We start from the raw sequence: 15,928 nt of genomic DNA on the forward strand, positions 1-15,928 counted from the left end.
GCCGTCAGGCCGTCTTCAGTCCGGCCAGCACCTTGTCCACCGTCAGCGGATAATCGCGGATGCGCACCCCGCAGGCGTTGTAGACGGCGTTGGTGAGCGCGGCCCCGGCGCCACAGATCCCCAGTTCGCCGACGCCCTTGATCTTCAGCGGATTGGCCTTGTCGTCCACTTCCGGCAGGAAATGGGCTTCGATGGCGGGAATGTCCAGGTGGCAGGGGTAGTGGTAGTCGGCCAGGTCGTGGTTCACGAAATGGCCATGGCGAGTGTCGATCACCCCGTCTTCGTGCAGGGCGCTGCCCACGCCCCAGATCATCCCGCCAAGCATCTGCGAATGGGCGGTCTTCTCGTTGAGGATACGCCCGGCGGCGAACACCCCGAGCATGCGTCTAAGGCGGATCTCGCCGGTGAGGGCGTGCACCCCCACCTCGGCGAAGAAGGCGCCATAGCCCTGCTGGGAATAGTCCTTGAGCGTCTGGCCCGGCTTGATCTCGCCGATGGCCTGGAGATCGTGCTGGCGCGCCAGTTCGGCGAGGTCGCGACTGCCGTTGTCGGCGATCAGCCGGCCGCCGACGAAACGGGCACTGGCCGGATCCAGGCCCGCCGCCTCTGCCGCCTTCAGCCGCAGATTCTCGCAGGCGACATAGACCGAGGAACCGGAACTGGCGGCGCCAAAGGAACCGCCGGAGCCGGCCCCGGCCGGGTCGTCGCTGTCGCCCAGCAGCACCTTGACCCGCTCCACCGGCAAGCCGAGCGACTCGCCGGCGATCTGCGCCAGGATGGTGTAGGTCCCGGTGCCGATGTCGGTCATGGAGGTCTTGACCGTGGCCGAGCCATCGGCTTCCAGACGCACCCCGGCCTGGGACGGCCTGAGCATGTTGGCGCGACTGGCTGCCGCCATACCCATGCCGATCAGCCAGTCGCCCTCGCGCACCTGGCCGGGCGTGGCCTTGCGCTGGCTCCAGCCAAAGCGGCGGGCGCCGTCCTGCATGCACTCCACCAGTTTGCGGGAAGAGAAGGGGATGTGCTTTTCCGGATCCTGGCTGGGCTCGTTGCGGATGCGCAGCTCGATGGGATCGAGACCGAGCATGACCGCCAGCTCGTCCATGGCGCTTTCGCTGGCGAGCATGCCCACGGCTTCGCCGGGCGCCCGGCAGGAGCCGGACTCGGGCAGATCCAGCTCGACCATGCGGTGCGCCACCAGGCGGTCGTCGCCAGCATAGAGGGTGCGCGAAGACAGGCCGGTGGGTTCGTAGTAGGTGAGGCCGCGGGCGGAATGGGACCAGCCTTCGTGGGCCATCGCCTGGATACGGCCCTCGCGGTCGGCGCCCAGGCGGATGCGCTGGATGGTGGCCGAGCGATGGTCGGTGATCTGGAACATCTGCTGGCGGGTGAGGGTGACCTTGACCGGCCGGCCGATGGCGCGAGCGGCCATGGCGCCGATCAGGGCGTCGGCATAGATCGGCAACTTGCCACCGAAGCCACCACCGATATAGCGCGCCACGATGCGCACGTTTTCCTTGGGCAGCTGCAGGGTATTGGCCACGCAACTCTGCGCCTGCTCGACGAACTGGGTGGAGCAATAGATGGTCACCCGGTCGCCGTCCCACTGGGCGAGGCTGGCGTGGGGCTCCATCTGCGCATGGATGTGGTAGGGCGTGGTATAGCGCTCGTCGAGCTTGATCGGCGCCCGGGCAAAGGCGGCGTCGACATCACCCGAGGCGGTATCGGTGGGCTGATCGGCATCCGGCGGCTTGACCGCCTGGCCGAGGTTGGCGGCGAGGTCGAAGACGCCCGGTTCGGCCGCGTAGTCGATCTCTACCAGAGCCGCCGCCAGGCGCGCCTCCTCTAAGGTCTCGGCCACCACGAAGGCCACCGGCTCGCCGAAATAGCGCACCTGGTCGCTGTCGAGGTAGGGCTTGGGCCGGGTGAAGCGACCGCTGTTGTCCGGCTCGCGGGCGGCCTGGCGCGGCGCGTTGCGATAGGTCAGCACGCTGAGCACGCCCGGCGCGCCCTCCGCGGCCGAGGTGTCCAGCCGGCTGATGCGGCCCTTGGCGATGGTGGCGCCGACGATGAAGCCGTAGGCGACGCGATCGTTGCGGAATTCGAAGCTGTAGGGCGCCTGGCCGGTGACCTTGAGCAGGCCGTCGACGCGGTCGATGGGCTTGCCGATCAGGCCGCCGCGATTCTCGTCTATCAGGTTGCGGCCGGCGGGTTCATTCATTTCCATGCTGCTGTCCTCAGGCCTGTTGGCGAGCGTCGGCCACGCCGGCGCGCAGGATGCGGCGGGTCAGCTCGAGCTTGAAGTCGTTGTGGCCATAGCCACGGGCACCGGCGAGCAGGGCATCGCCCACGGCCGCCAGATCGCTGTCCACGGCCTGGCCGGCAAAGGCCTGGTCGGCCGCCGCCACCCGCCAGGGCTTGTGCGCCAGGCCGCCGAAGGCCGCCCGACCGCTGCGGATGCGCGGGCCGTCCAGCTCGACGATGGCGGCCATGGACACCAGGGCGAAGGCATAGGAGGCACGGTCGCGCACCTTGCGATAGACCTGGATGCCGGGCGGTGGCGGCGGCAGGGTCACGGCGGTGATGAGTTCGCCGGGTTGCAGCACCGTCTCGATCTGCGGGGTGTCCCCGGGCAGGCGATGGAAATCGGCGAGGGGGATGCGCCGGGTGCGGCCATTGGCTTCGCGGGTCTCTACCGTGGCGTCCAGCACCCGCATGGCCACCGCCATGTCGGAGGGATGCACGGCGATGCACTGGTCGCTGGCGCCGATGACGGCGTTCATCCGATTGAAGCCGCCCAGGGCCGCGCAACCACTGCCGGGCTGGCGTTTGTTGCAGGGCATGGCGGTGTTGTAGAAGTAGGAGCAGCGGGTGCGCTGCAGGAGGTTGCCGCCGGTGGTGGCCTTGTTGCGTAACTGCGCCGAGGCACCGGCCAGCAGCGCGCGGGAGAGCACCGGATAGCGTTCGCGCACCCGGGCATCGGCGGCCAGGGTGGAGTTGCGCACCAGGGTACCGATGCGCAGGCCGCCATCCGCGGTGGCGCTGATCTGGTCCAGCTGCAGGCGATTGATGTCCAGCACCTGGCTGGGGGTCTCGATCTCCAGCTTCATCAGGTCCAGCAGATTGGTGCCGCCGGCGATGAAGCGACTGCCGGCCCGCGCACCCTGGCGGCTGGCATCGGCTTCGGTCTGCACGCGCTGATAGTCGAAGACTCTCATGCCTGGCCCCCCGCCATCTGGATGGCCGCGACGATGTTGGGATAGGCACTGCAGCGGCAGAGATTGCCGCTCATGCGCTCGCGGATCTCTTCCTCGCTCAGCCGCATCGGTCCGTCGAGGCGCTTCGAGACGTGACTGGGCATGCCGGCCTTGACCTCGTCCAGCAGGGCCACCGCCGAGCAGATCTGCCCCGGGGTGCAATAGCCGCACTGGAAACCGTCCTTGGCCAGGAAGGCCGCCTGCATGGGATGCAGGCGCTCGGCGTTGCCCAGGCCCTCGATGGTGGTGATGGTGTCGCCTTCGTGCATGGCCGCCAGGCTCAGGCAGCTGTTGATGCGCTGGCCGTTCACCAGCACCGTGCAGGCGCCGCACTGGCCATGGTCGCAGCCTTTCTTGGTGCCGGTGAGGTGCAGGTTCTCGCGCAGCGCATCGAGCAGGGTGGTGCGGCTGTCGACCCGGAGCCGGCGCGCCTCGCCATTGATCTGCAGGGTCAGCGGCAGCAGTTGCGGCAGGCGGGCGGCGATGGCCTGGGGCGTCAGGGGCGCGCCACCGCTGGCCTGGGCGAAGCCATAGCCGGGTATGGCGCTGGTCGCTACCAGCACCGCGGAGGTGCCGAGGAACTGACGCCGGGACAGGCGCCAGCGTGCATCGGAGTCGGAAGCCATGGTCGGATTCTCATCGTTGGGGGCACATCACGGGAGTTCTGATGACTGCCCCAGAACCTATGGGGTTCAGGCCACTGGGCCGCTGGCGTAGCGAAGCGCCATACCAGATGTGTCCTGACCAGGGCGAAACCCTCTGACACGGGCTTTCCAACGCTTCGCTGAACAACCTTCAACGTGACGTTGAATACCGCTGGGCAGGGGTGCTGAACCGCTTCCGGTCGGGCGCAGTCCCTTACCTGAGGTGGCCTTTCGCTGTCACCGCCTGATTCCGACCACGGGGGCAATCTGCACCCCGCGGCTTTAACCGTGAGGTCCGCCATGAACGCCACCCCCGCGCGCCAGCTCCAGCCCCTGGCCGAACCCGAGTCCCATACCATCGCCCTGACCCTCAACGGCAAGCAGCTGCAGCTGGCCGTGGAGCCCTGGACCACGCTGCTCGATCTCTTGCGCGACCACCTCGATCTGACCGGTACCAAGAAGGGCTGCGATCACGGGCAGTGCGGCGCCTGCACCGTGCTGGTCAACGGCACCCGCATCAACAGCTGCCTGGCCCTGGCGGTCATGCAGGACGGCGCCGAGGTCACCACCATCGAGGGCCTGGCCCAGGGCGACCAGTTGCACCCCATGCAGGCCGCCTTCGTCGCCGAAGACGCCTTCCAGTGCGGCTATTGCACCCCGGGGCAGATCTGCTCGGCGATCGGCATGCTCAAGGAGGGCCATGCCCACAGCGAGGCCGAGGTGGCCGAGCAGATGAGCGGCAACCTCTGCCGCTGCGGCGCCTATCGCAACATCCGCGCCGCCATCGAGCGGGCGCGTCCGGATTGTCAGCAAGGGGAGGGCCGCGAATGAACCGCTTCGGTTATGCCAAGCCCAACGCCGTGCCCGACGCCATCCGCCAGCATGGCCCCCAGACCCATTTCATCGCCGGTGGCACCAACCTGCTGGATCTGATGAAGGAAAACGTCGAGCGCCCCGAGCAGCTGATCGACGTCAACGGCCTACCCCTGCGCGAGGTCGAGACCACCGCCGAAGGCGGTCTGCGCATCGGTGCCCTGGTCAAGAACGCCGAGGTCGCCTATCACCCCGAGGTACAGCGGCGCTATCCGCTGCTGGCCAAGGCGATCCTCGCCGGCGCCTCGCCGCAACTGCGCAACATGGCCTCCACTGGCGGCAACCTGCTGCAGCGTACCCGCTGCTACTACTTCTACGACGTGGGCACCCCCTGCAACAAGCGTGAGCCCGGCTCCGGCTGCGGTGCCCGCGAAGGCCAGAATCGCATCCACGCCATCCTCGGCCACAGCGAGCAGTGCATCGCCACCCATCCCTCGGACATGTGCGTGGCCCTGGCCGCGCTGGAAGCCCGGGTCGAGGTGAGCGGTCCGAGTGGCGAGCGCGTCATCGACTTCGCCGACTTCCATCGACTGCCCGGCGACACCCCCGAGCGCGATACCAACCTCGCCGCCGATGAACTCATCACCGCCGTGACCCTGCCGGCCGACAGCCTGGCGGCCAACAGCGCCTACCTGAAGATTCGCGACCGCGCCTCCTATGCCTTCGCCCTGGTCTCGGTGGCAGCCGCGCTGGAACTGGACGGCGAGCGCATCAAGCAGGTCCGCGTCGCCCTGGGCGGCGTGGCCCACAAACCCTGGCGTCTGCCAGAAGCCGAGCAGGCCGTCGTCGGTCAGATGGCGGACAAGGCGGCCTTTGGCCACTTGGCCGATCGCCTGCTGCAGGGCGCCCAGGGCTTCGCCCACAACGCCTTCAAGATCGAACTGGCCCGGCGCGCCATCGTGCGTGCCCTTACCGAAGCCGCCGGAGGTACCCTGCAATGACCGTCGTCCATCTGCAAAAAGCCGTTCCCCGCGTCGACGGTCCGCTCAAGGTCACCGGCCGGGCGCTCTATGCGGGCGAATTCAGCGTCCCTGATCTGGCCTTCGGCTTCGTGGTCAACGCCACCATCACCAAGGGTCGCCTGCTCGACCTGGACGTCAGCGAAGCCCTGGCCCAGCCGGGTGTGCTCGAGGTGCTCAGCCATCTCAACCGACCCAAGATGGCCAGCTACGACGAGAGCTACACCGACATGGACGCGGCCGACGGCAAGCCCTTCCGGCCGCTGTACAACGATCGCATCCTCTACAGCGGCCAGCCCATCGCCCTGGTGGTGGCCGAGACCTTCGAAGCCGCGCGCCACGCCGCCTCGCTGATCCGGGCCCAGTACAGCGAGGAAGACCATGCCACCGACCTGGCCCAGGCCCGCGACCAGGCCCACGAAGCGCCCATGGAATTGCCGGACAACCGCGGCGACGCCTCGGCGGCCTGGGCCGCGGCGCCCGTACGGATCGAGGCCGAATACCACTCCGCGGCGGAATTCCACAACCCCATGGAGATGCATGCCTCGACCGTCATCTACCACAAGGACGGCAAGCTGACCGTGCATGACAAGACCCAGGGCGTGCAGAACAGCGCCCAGTTCGTCAGCAACATCTTCGGCCTGGGCGAGGGTGACGTGAAGGTCATCTCGCCCTTCGTCGGCGGCGCCTTCGGCTCCGGTCTGCGTCCCCAGTACCAGCTGGTGCTGGCGACCATGGCCGCGCTGCAACTCAAGCGCTCGGTGCGGGTGACCCTGACCCGCCAGCAGATGTTCACCTTCGGCTATCGCCCCGAGACCTACCAGCAACTCAAGCTGGCCTGCGACAGCGACGGCAAGCTGCAGGCCATCGATCACAGCGCCCTGGGCATCACCTCGCGCTTCGAGGACTTCACCGAAATGGTGCTGGTCTGGTCGGCGTCGCTCTATGCCTGCCCCAACGTCAAGCTGGCCTATCAACTGGCCGCCCTGGACGTCTACACACCGTTGGACATGCGCGCCCCGGGCGCGGTGTTGGGCGTCTATGCGCTGGAAAGCGCCATGGACGAACTGGCCTATGCTGCCGACATCGATCCGCTGGAATTGCGCATCCGCAATTTCACCGACACCGATCCGGCCAAGGGCAAGCCCTATTCCAGCAAGGAACTGCTGGCGTGCTACCGCCAGGCCGCCGAGCGGTTTGGCTGGGAGCGACGCAGCATGGCGCCACGCTCCATGCGCGACGGCAACCAGCTGGTGGGCTGGGGCATGGCCACCGGGGTCTGGGAAGCCATGCAGCAACCCGCCACCGCCAAGGCGGTGATGAACATCGACGGCAGCCTGGTGGTGGCCAGTGCCACCTCCGACATCGGCACCGGCACCTACACGGTGATGACCCAGATCGCCGCCGAAAACCTCGGCCTGCCGCTGGACAAGGTCACCTTCAAGCTGGGCGATTCCACCCTGCCCAAGGCACCCCTGGAGGGCGGTTCCTTCACCGTGTCCTCGGTGGGTACCGCCGTCAAGCTGGCCTGCGACCAGCTGCGCCAGCAACTGCTGGATGCGGCCAAGGAGATGGACGACTCGCCGCTGGCCAAGGCCGAACTGGACCAGGTGGTGTTCGCCGATGGCGGCATCAGCCTCAAGACCGACCCGGCCCAGCGCGTCGACTTCACCGCCATCCTCAAGGCCTCGGGTTCGCCGTCCATGGAAACACTGGCCAGCGCCGAACCGGCGGAGGGGCGCGACGACTACGCCACCGGTACCCACTCGGCGGTGTTCGTCGAGGTCAAGGTCGACGAAGACTTCGGCAGCGTCCAAGTCAGTCGCGTGGTCACCGCGGTGGCCGCGGGTCGCATCCTCAACCTCAAGACCGGCGAGAACCAGGTGGCCGGCGGCATCGTCTGGGGTATCGGCATGGGCCTGCAGGAAGAGGGGATGATGGACACTTCCGAAGGTCGCTGGATGAACCACAGCCTGGCGGAATACCACTTCCCGGTGCAGGCCGACATCCAGCAGCTGGAGGTGATCTTCGTCGAGGAAGACGACGAGATCGTCAATCCGCTCGGCGCCAAGGGCATCGGCGAAATCGGCATTGTCGGGGTGGCGGCAGCCATTGCCAACGCCATCTTCCACGCCACCGGCAAGCGGGTCCGCGATCTGCCCATCACCCTGGACAAGGTATTCGCCGACGAGTTGGTGCACTAGGACGAGGTTGGGGCCATGTTGGGCTCCGACGATGAAGCTCCCCGAGCTGAACCACCCCCTCTCCCCCTGGGAGAGGGCTGGGGTGAGGGATGCCAGGCACACCATTGCCCCCAGTGACGTTGGACTTCACTCCGCTCAACCCAACCTACCCCAACCCGTCGCTACTCCCTGAAACGAAAAAGGCCCGCCTCCAAGAGGCGGGCCTTTTTCAGGCAGTCGGTAAAAAGATCCTTCGACTCACTCGGCGTGCGACGCGCCTTCGTGTTCGATCTGCTCCTTGTATTCCAGGGCAGCGGCTTCGCTCTGGTAGACGCCGACCAGTTCCCCTTCCTGCTTCACGTCCCACAGATGCATGCCCAGGCCACGGGCTTCGCGGGACATATGGTCTTCGTCACGTTCGGTTACGGTAATGGTCATGCTGTATCTCCTTGGTCGAGCCCGCGCTACGGCAGGGCTTGAAAACCCATACTAGAGCGTTTCGCTTCCGGACCAAGGCGTATCTCGGCAACAAGTCGTTACAACTTCTGCGACAATCTGTCGCGCTTGCGGTTGTCGTCTTGCGGCGTTGGTATCGCGGCCATGGGCCGCTCCTACACCTTTATGGATTTTGTAGGAGCGGCCCATGGCCGCGATAGGAGAAGAGGCACACTGCCTGAAAAAGGCTGCTGGATACCTACTCGCCTGTCACCGGGGGCAGCCATCACACCTGCGTGGGCGCATAAAAGAAAACGCCCTCCGAAGAGGGCGTTTTTTGCCTGCAGACCAGATCAGTTGGCGCCCTTCACCGTGCGCCCATTGACCGTGCCTTCCTTGAGGCTGGTCTGGTATTCCTTGCCGTCGCTCTCCTGCTGGTAGAGACGCACCAGCAGATAGTCCCAGTCCTTGGCGAACCACAGCTCGGTCTTGCGGCTGCTCTTGGTGGGGTCGCGCACGCGCTCGACCTTGATGGTGTCGAGCAGACCCAGCGGGGTGCGGATGCGCTCCGGTCCGATGACGCGGAAGTCATAGGTGTCGATGCTGTCGCCGTCGACGATCTGGTAGCTCATGCTCTTCTTGCCGTCGGCCACGTCCTGCTGCAGCTTGAGCTGGTAGGTGGACTTGTCCAGCAGACCGCGATCCAGGGTCAGGCTGACCGGATCATCCTTGTCCTTGCCGGTGACCTTCTTGCCGGCCCAGTCGAAGGTCAGCTCGCTCTCGCGGCTCTTGCCCAGGCCGCTGCGCTTGTACTGGTAGGTATCCGGCAGAAAGGCTTCGCCTTCGCGGCGGAAGGTGCTGGATTCGTTGAGACCGGCGACCAGCATGGAGGCTTCGAACTTCAGCTCCCAGCGGCCATCGGCTTCCTTCTCGAGCGAGCGCTCGGCCGAGCCGCTGACCGGCATCTGCTTCCAGTCGGCGGTGTAGCTGGCCGTGAACGGCTGCAGGTCGAAGGCAAAGGCCGAGGCGCTGCAGAGGGTGGCCAATAGGAACAACAGACGTCGCATCAGTTTCTCCTTGGATCAGGAAGGGGAGGCCGCGGCCGTCAGCGACGGCAACTCGGCCCCGGTAGGCGGCAGCGGCTCGCCGTCGAGCTCGGCACCCAGGGTACCCAGCCGCAGACGGCCTTCGGCGAACAACCGCACGGCCACAGGATAAAGGAGGTGCTCGGCGGCGTGTACCCGTGTCGCCAGGCTCTCCGCCGTATCTTCTGAACGTACCGGCACCCGCGACTGCAGCACGACCGGACCGCCATCCAGCTCTTCGGTGACGAAGTGCACGCTGCACCCGTGCCAGGCATCGCCGGCATCGAGGGCGCGCTGGTGGGTGTGCAAGCCCTTGTAGAGGGGCAGCAGCGAAGGATGGATATTGAGCAGGCGACCCTGGTAGCGCCGCACGAAGCCCGGCGTGAGGATGCGCATGAAGCCGGCCAGCACCACCAGATCGGCGCCCCGGGCGTCGATGGCGGCCGCCAGGGCCGCATCGAAGCCTTCGCGATCGGCATGCTCGCGGTGATCGATCACCTGGGTGGCGATCCCGGCCTGCCGGGCCCGCTCCAGGCCATAGGCCTCGGCGCGGTTGGCGATCACCGCCGCGATCCGCACGGGTGGTGTCGCGGCGTCGATCAGGGCTTGCAGGTTGCTGCCGTGGCCGGAGATGAGCACCACCACGGCGCAGTCGGCTTGACTCATCCGTGCTGTTTCAGATTGTTCAGCACGACCTGGTCGGCGCCGGCGGCGGCCTGTTCGATGCGGCCGATGACCCAGGGTTGCTCACCCTCGGCACGCAGCACCTGCAGGGCGGCTTCGACCTGCTCCTGGGCCACGCAGATGACCATGCCCACGCCGCAGTTCAGCACGCGGTGCATCTCGGTCTCGTCGACGTTGCCCTGCTGCTGCAGCCAGTCGAACACCGCCGGACGCTGCCAGCTGGCCACGTCGAGCACCGCCTGGGCGCCTTCGGGCAGCACGCGCGGGATGTTGTCCAGCAGACCGCCGCCGGTGATGTGGGCCATGGCCTTGACCGCGCCGGTGTCCTTGATCAGCTTGAGCAGCGGCTTGACGTAGATGCGGGTGGGCGCCATCAGCAGCTCGGTCAGCGGCTGGCCGTCGAGCTGGATGTTCTCGATGTCGGCACCGGCCACCTCGATGATCTTGCGGATCAGCGAATAGCCGTTGGAGTGCGGACCGGAGGAGGGCAGGGCGATCAGGGCGTCGCCGGTAGCCACTTTGGAACCGTCGATGATCTGGGACTTCTCCACCACGCCGACGCAGAAGCCGGCCAGGTCGTAGTCTTCGCCTTCGTACATGCCGGGCATCTCGGCGGTCTCGCCGCCCACCAGGGAGCAGCCGGCCTGTTCGCAGCCGGTGCCGATGCCGGTCACCACCTGGGCGGCGACGTCGACGTTGAGCTTGCCGGTGGCGTAGTAGTCGAGGAAGAACAGCGGCTCGGCGCCGCAGACCACCAGGTCGTTGACGCACATGGCGACCAGGTCGATGCCGATGCTGTCGTGCTTGGCCAGGTTCATGGCCAGGCGCAGCTTGGTACCGACACCGTCGGTGCCGGAGACCAGTACCGGCTGGCGATAGCCTGCCGGGATCTCGCACAGGGCACCGAAGCCCCCCAGGCCGCCCATGACTTCCGGGCGGGCGGTGCGCTTGGCGACGCCCTTGATGCGTTCTACCAGAGCCTCACCGGCGTCGATGTCTACACCGGCGTCCTTGTAGCTCAGCTGGGGTTGTTTGCTCATGAATCCTGGCCTTTGGCTAATGGCGAAACGAGCCGGCTGGCGCCAGCCGGCAATGAGGCGGGCGATTTTACCAGAAGCCGTGCCAAAGCACGCGGCCCGCCGCGGCCTCCGGTCCGGGCGGCGATGGCACCCGGCCAGCTTGCCGTGGTCTGAGCCAGATCACCTGCCCGTTCGCCGGGCGGGCAGTCTCCGCCGCTACCTTCTGCGCGGCCCGCGACCCAGTGCCCTTGCTCGCGGGTCAGGCGGCTTTTAAGGTATGCCCCTTGCCCCTTCTATGGAATCGCCATGCGCCGTCTCGTCCTTCCGTTGCTCGCTTCGCTGCTGGTCCTGAGTCCGCTCGCCCGCGCCGAGGTGGTGGACAACCTCTACCAGGTCCGCGAGCCGGTGACCTCGCAACAGCCGGACGAGCGCAATGCCGCCCTCAAGCGCGCCCTGCAGGTCCTGGCCGGGCGCCTGACCGGCAACCCCCAGGCCGGCCAGACCCCGGCGCTGGCCAGCGCCCTGGCGGCGCCCGAATCCCTGATCAGCCAGTACGGCTACGACGCCGGTCCGCCAGAGGTGCTGGTGGTCAACTTCGATCCGGCCGCCACCGAGCGGGCCCTGGGTCAGGCGGGTCTCTCGGTATGGGGCGCCAATCGTCCGGTGGTGATGATCTGGTGGCTCAACGACGCCGACAGCGGGGCGACCCTGGTCGGTGACGGCCAGCCCGCCAGCACCGGGGTCCAGCGCGGCGCCCAGCGCGCCGGTCTGCCGATCCGTCTGCCGCTGGCCGACCTCAACGAACAACTCGCCGGCACCGCCGCCAACATCGACGCCAGCGATCCGACCGCCCTGCGCCAGGCCTCCGAGCGCTACGGCGCCAATGCCCTGCTGGCCGTCCACGCCAAACCCCAGGGCAATGGCTGGCAGGCCCAGTGGCGCCTGTGGAACAACGGTGCCGCCGAACAGGGCAGCAGCCAGGCCGCCGATCAGGATGCCCTGGCCGCTGCGGTGCTGCAGGATGTCGCCGCGCGCCTGTCGAAGAAATTCGTCTCCCGCCCGGGCACGACCCAGCCGCTGACCCTGGTGGCCGACAATTCCAACTTCGAACGCTATGCCCAGCTGCAGAAGGTGCTGGAGCCCCTGTCGAGCCGGCTGGTCAAGGTCGACGGCACCCAGCTGACCTACGACCTCACCGCCAATCCGGACCAGTTGCAGGCGCAACTCGGTCTTGCCGGTCTGCAGCCCGCTACGGCGCCGGCCGCTCCGGCACCGGCGACCCCGGCTGCACCCGTGGATGCCACGGCTGCTCCGACCCCGCCCGCGGCCCAGCCGGCGCCGGCCGCGCAACCGGCGCGGACCACCCTGTATTTTCGCTGGCCGTGAGGGCTGGCACCCAAGACTGAAGCGGCTGCTGCGAGGGGCCCGGGATTTGGTTAGACTTGGCGCCCTCGCGAAACTGCCAAGAGCCGTTCGAGCCGGCATGATGCCTTTACAGCTGCCCCTGGGCATTCGTCTGCGTGACGACGCCACCTTCGTCAACTACTACCCTGGCGCCAATGCCGCGGCGCTCGGCTATGTCGAGCGTCTCTGCGATGCCGATGCCGGCTGGACGGAAAGCCTGATCTATCTCTGGGGCGGCGCGGGTGCCGGTCGCAGCCACCTGATGCAGGCCGCCTGTCACCGCCTGGAAGAACTGGGCGAGCGCGCCATCTACCTGCCCATGGGCGAACTGGCCGACTACGGCGTCGAGCTGTTCGACAACCTCGAACAGTGCGAGCTGGTCTGCCTCGACGATCTCGACGCCCTGGCCGGGCAGCGGCGCTGGGAAGAGGCGCTCTTCCATCTGTTCAATCGCCTGCGCGATGCCGGCAAGCGACTGCTGATCTCCAGTACCGCCTCGCCGCGGCAACTGCCGGTGCAGCTGGCCGATCTCAAGTCGCGCCTGACCCTGGCGCTGGTCTTCCAGTTGCGCCCGCTGTCCGACGAAGACAAGCTGCGCGCCCTGCAACTGCGGGCCTCCCGCCGCGGCCTGCACCTGACCGACGAGGTCGGTCGCTTCATCCTCTCGCGCAACACCCGCAGCATGGACGCCCTGTTCGACATGCTCGAACGCCTGGATCAGGCGTCGCTGCAGGCGCGACGCAAGCTCACCATTCCCTTCGTCAAGGAAATCATGGGCTGGTAGCCGCGCCGGCTACCGCTATTGCTGCAGGCGACCCGCCAGGGTCGCCAGGCGCTTGCCCAGGGCCCGGCACAGCGCCGTCTCCTGCTCGTCCAGCGCGCGCTTGCCATCCGCTCCGGCGAAATGACTCGGCCCATAGGGCGTACCGCCCCCCTTGGTTTCCAGCAGGGCGCTCTCGCTGTAGGGCAGGCCGGTGATGAGCATGCCGTGGTGCAGCAGCGGCAGGGCCATGGACAGCAGGGTGCTCTCCTGGCCACCGTGCAGGCTGGCGGTGGAGGTGAAGACCCCGGCGGGCTTGTCCACCAGCGCCCCGGTCAGCCAGAGGCTGTTGGTGCCATCCAGGAAGTACTTCATGGCGGCGGCCATGTTGCCGTAGCGGGTCGGGCTGCCCAGGGCCAGCGCTGCACAGTCGCGCAGGTCGTCGAGGGTGGCATAGACCGCGCCCTGGTCGGGCACCGCCGGAGCGACGGCGGCGCACTCGGCGGAGACTGCCGGCACGGTGCGCAGGCGCGCGGCCATGCCGCCCATCTCCACCCCGCGGGCGACCTGGCGGGCCATCTCGGCGGTAGCGCCATGGCGGCTGTAGTAGAGCACCAGGACATAGGCTTCGGGGGTCATTGCAGGATCTCCAGGACACGCTCGGGGGGACGACCGACGACGGCGCGTTCGCCGCGCACGGCGATGGGTCTTTCGATCAGCTTGGGATGGGCGGCCATGGCCGCGATCAGGGCATCGTCGTCCAGCGCCGGATCGGCGAGGTTCAATTCGCGATAGGCGTCCTCGCCAGTGCGCAGCAACTGGCGCGCCCTCAGGCCCAGCTTGGCGAGCAGCGCGCGCAGGGTGGCGGCATCCGGCGGCGTTTCCAGGTAGGGCACAACGGGCACGGCTAGCTCGCGGCTTTGCAGCAGCTCCAGGGCCGCCCGCGATTTCGAGCAGCGCGGATTGTGATAGAGGACGATTTCACTCATGGGCTGATCCATAGAAGGTAAGATGCCCATTGTAGCGGGTTGGCGAGGACTGCCGCGCCAGCCCTTGACCGTGCCTTTCGAGGAACCGCCAATGCCGGCCCGCTTGCGTGAACTGCTGTCCTTCGTTCGCTACCTCGCCGACCGCTTCATCGAAGACCGCGCCCCGAACAATGCCGCGGCCCTCACCTATACCACCCTGTTCGCGGTGGTCCCGGTGATGACCGTCACCTTCGCCATGCTCTCGGCGATACCCGCCTTCCAGGGCACGGAAGTGCAGATCCAGGCCTTCATCTTCCGCAATTTCGTGCCCTCCACCGGGGCGACCCTGGAAGAGTACCTGCGCAACTTCATCGAGCAGGCGCGGCACCTGACCTGGCTGGGCGTGGCCCTCCTGGCGGTGACGTCCTTCTTCATGCTGGTGACGGTGGAAAAGACCTTCAACGACATCTGGCGGGTACGCATTCCGCGGCGCGGGGTCTCCAGCTTCCTGCTCTACTGGGCGGTGCTCAGCCTGGGGCCCCTGCTGCTGGGCGCCGGCTTCGCCATGAGCACCTACCTGGCCTCGGTGGCCCTGGTGTTCGGCTCCTACGGCATGTCCGGCGCCCAGGCGCTGCTCAAGGTCACGCCGCTGCTGTTCAGCATCGCCGCCTTCACCCTGATGTACGCCGCCGTGCCCAACACCCGGGTCCCGCTGCGCCATGCGCTGATCGGCGGAGCCCTGACCGGGGTGCTGTTCGAGGCGGCCAAGAGTCTGTTCGGCCTCTATGTCTTCTATTTCCCCGGCTACCAGCTGATCTATGGCGCCTTTGCCACGGTGCCGCTGTTCCTGGTGTGGATCTACGTCTGCTGGCTGATCGTGCTGCTCGGCGCGGAGGTGGTCTGCAGCCTGTCCACCACCCATCACTGGCGCCGCGCGCCGCTGCCGGCCTTCTTCATCCTGCTCGCCGTGCTACGGGCCTTCCTGGAAAGGCAGCAGAGCGGCTCCAGTCTGCACCTGGGGCGGCTGCACCAGGCGGGCTGGAAGCTGCCGGAGCATGAATGGCATGCGGTGCTGGCGTTCCTGCAGCAGGAACGCCTGGTGTGCCAGAACGACAGCGGCCACTGGGTGCTCTGCCGCGACCTACATGGCTATGCGCTGCTGGATCTGCTGGATCGCGCACCCTGGGCACCGCCGGCGCCGGATTGCTGGCCGCCTGCCGAACGCTTTCCCGGTGACTGGTATCCACAGCTGCAGGAGGCCTTCGCGCGGCTGCAGGCACAGCGTCATGAACTGCTCGCCGGAAGCGTGGCCCAGTGGCTCAAGGTCGCGCCGGTGCTGGAAGAACGAGGAGCCCCGCGATGATCGCAAAATCGGCACGTCATGGCCTGATCAGTGGCCGCGTCCAGGGCGTCTACTATCGCGAGAGCACGCGGCAGGAGGCGCAGCGACTGGGCGTCACCGGCTGGGTGCGGAATCTAGCGGATGGCCGGGTGGAATGCCACCTGGAAGGTTCGATCGAAGCCCTTGCCCAGCTGGAACTCTGGCTCTGGCAGGGACCGGCAGCGGCCGAGGTGACCGGGGTGGAGCTGGAGGAGGTGGCCTGTACAGGCCTGACCGACTTCCAGGTCAGGCGCACGGACGCCTGACCTGGAGCGG

16 protein-coding genes are annotated in these 15,928 nt (G+C 67.4%); 7 read left to right on the forward strand and 9 right to left on the reverse strand.

Translation table 11 applies throughout. The features are described from left to right. Positions 1 to 4 precede the first annotated feature (4 nt). The 3 genes from QKY98_RS13590 to paoA are packed head-to-tail and all read right to left on the reverse strand — an operon-like array spanning position 5 to position 3,883. The gene (locus QKY98_RS13590) at positions 5 to 2,227 is read right to left on the reverse strand and encodes a xanthine dehydrogenase family protein molybdopterin-binding subunit (protein WP_284671062.1); all 2,223 of its coding nucleotides are present in this window, start codon (positions 2,225 to 2,227) and stop codon (positions 5 to 7) included. A gap of 10 nt (positions 2,228 to 2,237) precedes the next feature. Then, positions 2,238 to 3,218 carry an FAD binding domain-containing protein gene (locus tag QKY98_RS13595; RefSeq protein ID WP_027596998.1) on the reverse strand — a complete coding sequence of 327 codons (981 nt, stop codon included), beginning with the start codon at positions 3,216 to 3,218 and terminating at the stop codon, positions 2,238 to 2,240. Then, positions 3,215 to 3,883, reverse strand: coding sequence for an aldehyde dehydrogenase iron-sulfur subunit PaoA (paoA, locus tag QKY98_RS13600; protein ID WP_027602642.1), 669 nt, complete (start codon positions 3,881 to 3,883; stop codon positions 3,215 to 3,217). Before paoA ends, QKY98_RS13595 begins: the two co-directional genes overlap by 4 nt. A 318-nt stretch (positions 3,884 to 4,201) precedes the next feature. Here paoA and QKY98_RS13605 point away from each other — a divergent pair, with 318 nt between their 5' ends. From QKY98_RS13605 to QKY98_RS13615, 3 genes are read left to right on the forward strand one after another with little or no spacing between them, the layout of a single operon-like run. After that, entirely contained in the window at positions 4,202 to 4,732 is a 531-nt protein-coding gene (locus QKY98_RS13605; protein WP_007159316.1) for a (2Fe-2S)-binding protein, read from the forward strand. Next, positions 4,729 to 5,715: an FAD binding domain-containing protein gene (locus tag QKY98_RS13610; protein ID WP_284671063.1), complete on the forward strand. Its 987-nt coding sequence runs from the start codon at positions 4,729 to 4,731 to the stop codon at positions 5,713 to 5,715. Before QKY98_RS13605 ends, QKY98_RS13610 begins: the two co-directional genes overlap by 4 nt. Continuing rightward, positions 5,712 to 7,937 (forward strand): xanthine dehydrogenase family protein molybdopterin-binding subunit, encoded by a 2,226-nt coding sequence (locus QKY98_RS13615; protein WP_284671064.1) that lies wholly within the window; start codon positions 5,712 to 5,714, stop codon positions 7,935 to 7,937. Before QKY98_RS13610 ends, QKY98_RS13615 begins: the two co-directional genes overlap by 4 nt. Before the next feature lie 237 nt (positions 7,938 to 8,174). On the opposite strand, the gene QKY98_RS13620 is transcribed toward QKY98_RS13615, so the two are convergent. The 4 genes from QKY98_RS13620 to purM all read right to left on the reverse strand — a co-directional run bounded on the left by QKY98_RS13620 (position 8,175) and on the right by purM (position 11,160). Continuing rightward, positions 8,175 to 8,354, reverse strand: coding sequence for a hypothetical protein (locus tag QKY98_RS13620; RefSeq protein WP_007159313.1), 180 nt, complete (start codon positions 8,352 to 8,354; stop codon positions 8,175 to 8,177). A 350-nt stretch (positions 8,355 to 8,704) separates the two neighbouring features. Continuing rightward, positions 8,705 to 9,418 carry a DUF3108 domain-containing protein gene (locus QKY98_RS13625; protein WP_007159312.1) on the reverse strand — a complete coding sequence of 238 codons (714 nt, stop codon included), beginning with the start codon at positions 9,416 to 9,418 and terminating at the stop codon, positions 8,705 to 8,707. Positions 9,419 to 9,433: 15 nt separating this feature from the next. Next, the gene (gene purN, locus QKY98_RS13630) at positions 9,434 to 10,102 is read right to left on the reverse strand and encodes a phosphoribosylglycinamide formyltransferase (protein WP_284671065.1); all 669 of its coding nucleotides are present in this window, start codon (positions 10,100 to 10,102) and stop codon (positions 9,434 to 9,436) included. Then, positions 10,099 to 11,160, reverse strand: coding sequence for a phosphoribosylformylglycinamidine cyclo-ligase (gene purM, locus QKY98_RS13635; protein ID WP_027602647.1), 1,062 nt, complete (start codon positions 11,158 to 11,160; stop codon positions 10,099 to 10,101). Before purM ends, purN begins: the two co-directional genes overlap by 4 nt. A 285-nt stretch (positions 11,161 to 11,445) precedes the next feature. Between purM and QKY98_RS13640 the strand changes: the two genes are divergently transcribed. Together QKY98_RS13640 and hda are read left to right on the forward strand one after the other, a co-directional pair. Next, a complete protein-coding gene (locus QKY98_RS13640; RefSeq protein WP_027602648.1) occupies positions 11,446 to 12,525 on the forward strand; it encodes a DUF2066 domain-containing protein in 1,080 nt (359 codons plus the stop codon). 97 nt (positions 12,526 to 12,622) lie between these two features. Continuing rightward, a complete protein-coding gene (gene hda, locus QKY98_RS13645) occupies positions 12,623 to 13,327 on the forward strand; it encodes a DnaA regulatory inactivator Hda (RefSeq protein ID WP_017638945.1) in 705 nt (234 codons plus the stop codon). Between the two features lie 15 nt (positions 13,328 to 13,342). Here hda and wrbA read toward each other — a convergent pair whose 3' ends face one another. After that, positions 13,343 to 13,942, reverse strand: a complete 600-nt coding sequence (gene wrbA / locus QKY98_RS13650) for an NAD(P)H:quinone oxidoreductase (protein ID WP_027602649.1) — start codon at positions 13,940 to 13,942, stop codon at positions 13,343 to 13,345. Continuing rightward, entirely contained in the window at positions 13,939 to 14,292 is a 354-nt protein-coding gene (gene arsC / locus QKY98_RS13655; protein ID WP_284671066.1) for an arsenate reductase (glutaredoxin), read from the reverse strand. The genes wrbA and arsC overlap by 4 nt, the downstream gene beginning before the upstream one ends. Before the next feature lie 91 nt (positions 14,293 to 14,383). Here arsC and QKY98_RS13660 point away from each other — a divergent pair, with 91 nt between their 5' ends. Together QKY98_RS13660 and QKY98_RS13665 are read left to right on the forward strand one after the other, a co-directional pair. Continuing rightward, a complete protein-coding gene (locus QKY98_RS13660; protein WP_027602651.1) occupies positions 14,384 to 15,634 on the forward strand; it encodes a YihY family inner membrane protein in 1,251 nt (416 codons plus the stop codon). Next, the gene (locus tag QKY98_RS13665) at positions 15,631 to 15,918 is read left to right on the forward strand and encodes an acylphosphatase (protein WP_278387479.1); all 288 of its coding nucleotides are present in this window, start codon (positions 15,631 to 15,633) and stop codon (positions 15,916 to 15,918) included. Before QKY98_RS13660 ends, QKY98_RS13665 begins: the two co-directional genes overlap by 4 nt. Positions 15,919 to 15,928: the final 10 nt, after the last annotated feature.

Origin of the sequence: Pseudomonas sp. HR1, assembly GCF_030175875.1 — a bacterium.
Taxonomy (GTDB): Bacteria; Pseudomonadota; Gammaproteobacteria; order Pseudomonadales; family Pseudomonadaceae; genus Chryseomonas; species Chryseomonas oryzihabitans.

What these genes read in the sequence shown, in the direction of transcription:
- wrbA (WP_027602649.1), bottom strand. Translation starts at nt 13,942, where the DNA reads ATGACCCCCGAAGCCTATGTCCTGGTGCTCTACTACAGCCGCCATGGC.
- QKY98_RS13620 (WP_007159313.1), bottom strand. Translation starts at nt 8,354, where the DNA reads ATGACCATTACCGTAACCGAACGTGACGAAGACCATATGTCCCGCGAA.
- QKY98_RS13595 (WP_027596998.1), bottom strand. Translation starts at nt 3,218, where the DNA reads ATGAGAGTCTTCGACTATCAGCGCGTGCAGACCGAAGCCGATGCCAGC.
- purN (WP_284671065.1), bottom strand. Translation starts at nt 10,102, where the DNA reads ATGAGTCAAGCCGACTGCGCCGTGGTGGTGCTCATCTCCGGCCACGGC.
- purM (WP_027602647.1), bottom strand. Translation starts at nt 11,160, where the DNA reads ATGAGCAAACAACCCCAGCTGAGCTACAAGGACGCCGGTGTAGACATC.
- QKY98_RS13665 (WP_278387479.1), top strand. Translation starts at nt 15,631, where the DNA reads ATGATCGCAAAATCGGCACGTCATGGCCTGATCAGTGGCCGCGTCCAG.
- QKY98_RS13640 (WP_027602648.1), top strand. Translation starts at nt 11,446, where the DNA reads ATGCGCCGTCTCGTCCTTCCGTTGCTCGCTTCGCTGCTGGTCCTGAGT.
- QKY98_RS13625 (WP_007159312.1), bottom strand. Translation starts at nt 9,418, where the DNA reads ATGCGACGTCTGTTGTTCCTATTGGCCACCCTCTGCAGCGCCTCGGCC.
- QKY98_RS13605 (WP_007159316.1), top strand. Translation starts at nt 4,202, where the DNA reads ATGAACGCCACCCCCGCGCGCCAGCTCCAGCCCCTGGCCGAACCCGAG.
- QKY98_RS13660 (WP_027602651.1), top strand. Translation starts at nt 14,384, where the DNA reads ATGCCGGCCCGCTTGCGTGAACTGCTGTCCTTCGTTCGCTACCTCGCC.
- hda (WP_017638945.1), top strand. Translation starts at nt 12,623, where the DNA reads ATGATGCCTTTACAGCTGCCCCTGGGCATTCGTCTGCGTGACGACGCC.
- QKY98_RS13610 (WP_284671063.1), top strand. Translation starts at nt 4,729, where the DNA reads ATGAACCGCTTCGGTTATGCCAAGCCCAACGCCGTGCCCGACGCCATC.
- arsC (WP_284671066.1), bottom strand. Translation starts at nt 14,292, where the DNA reads ATGAGTGAAATCGTCCTCTATCACAATCCGCGCTGCTCGAAATCGCGG.
- QKY98_RS13615 (WP_284671064.1), top strand. Translation starts at nt 5,712, where the DNA reads ATGACCGTCGTCCATCTGCAAAAAGCCGTTCCCCGCGTCGACGGTCCG.
- QKY98_RS13590 (WP_284671062.1), bottom strand. Translation starts at nt 2,227, where the DNA reads ATGGAAATGAATGAACCCGCCGGCCGCAACCTGATAGACGAGAATCGC.
- paoA (WP_027602642.1), bottom strand. Translation starts at nt 3,883, where the DNA reads ATGGCTTCCGACTCCGATGCACGCTGGCGCCTGTCCCGGCGTCAGTTC.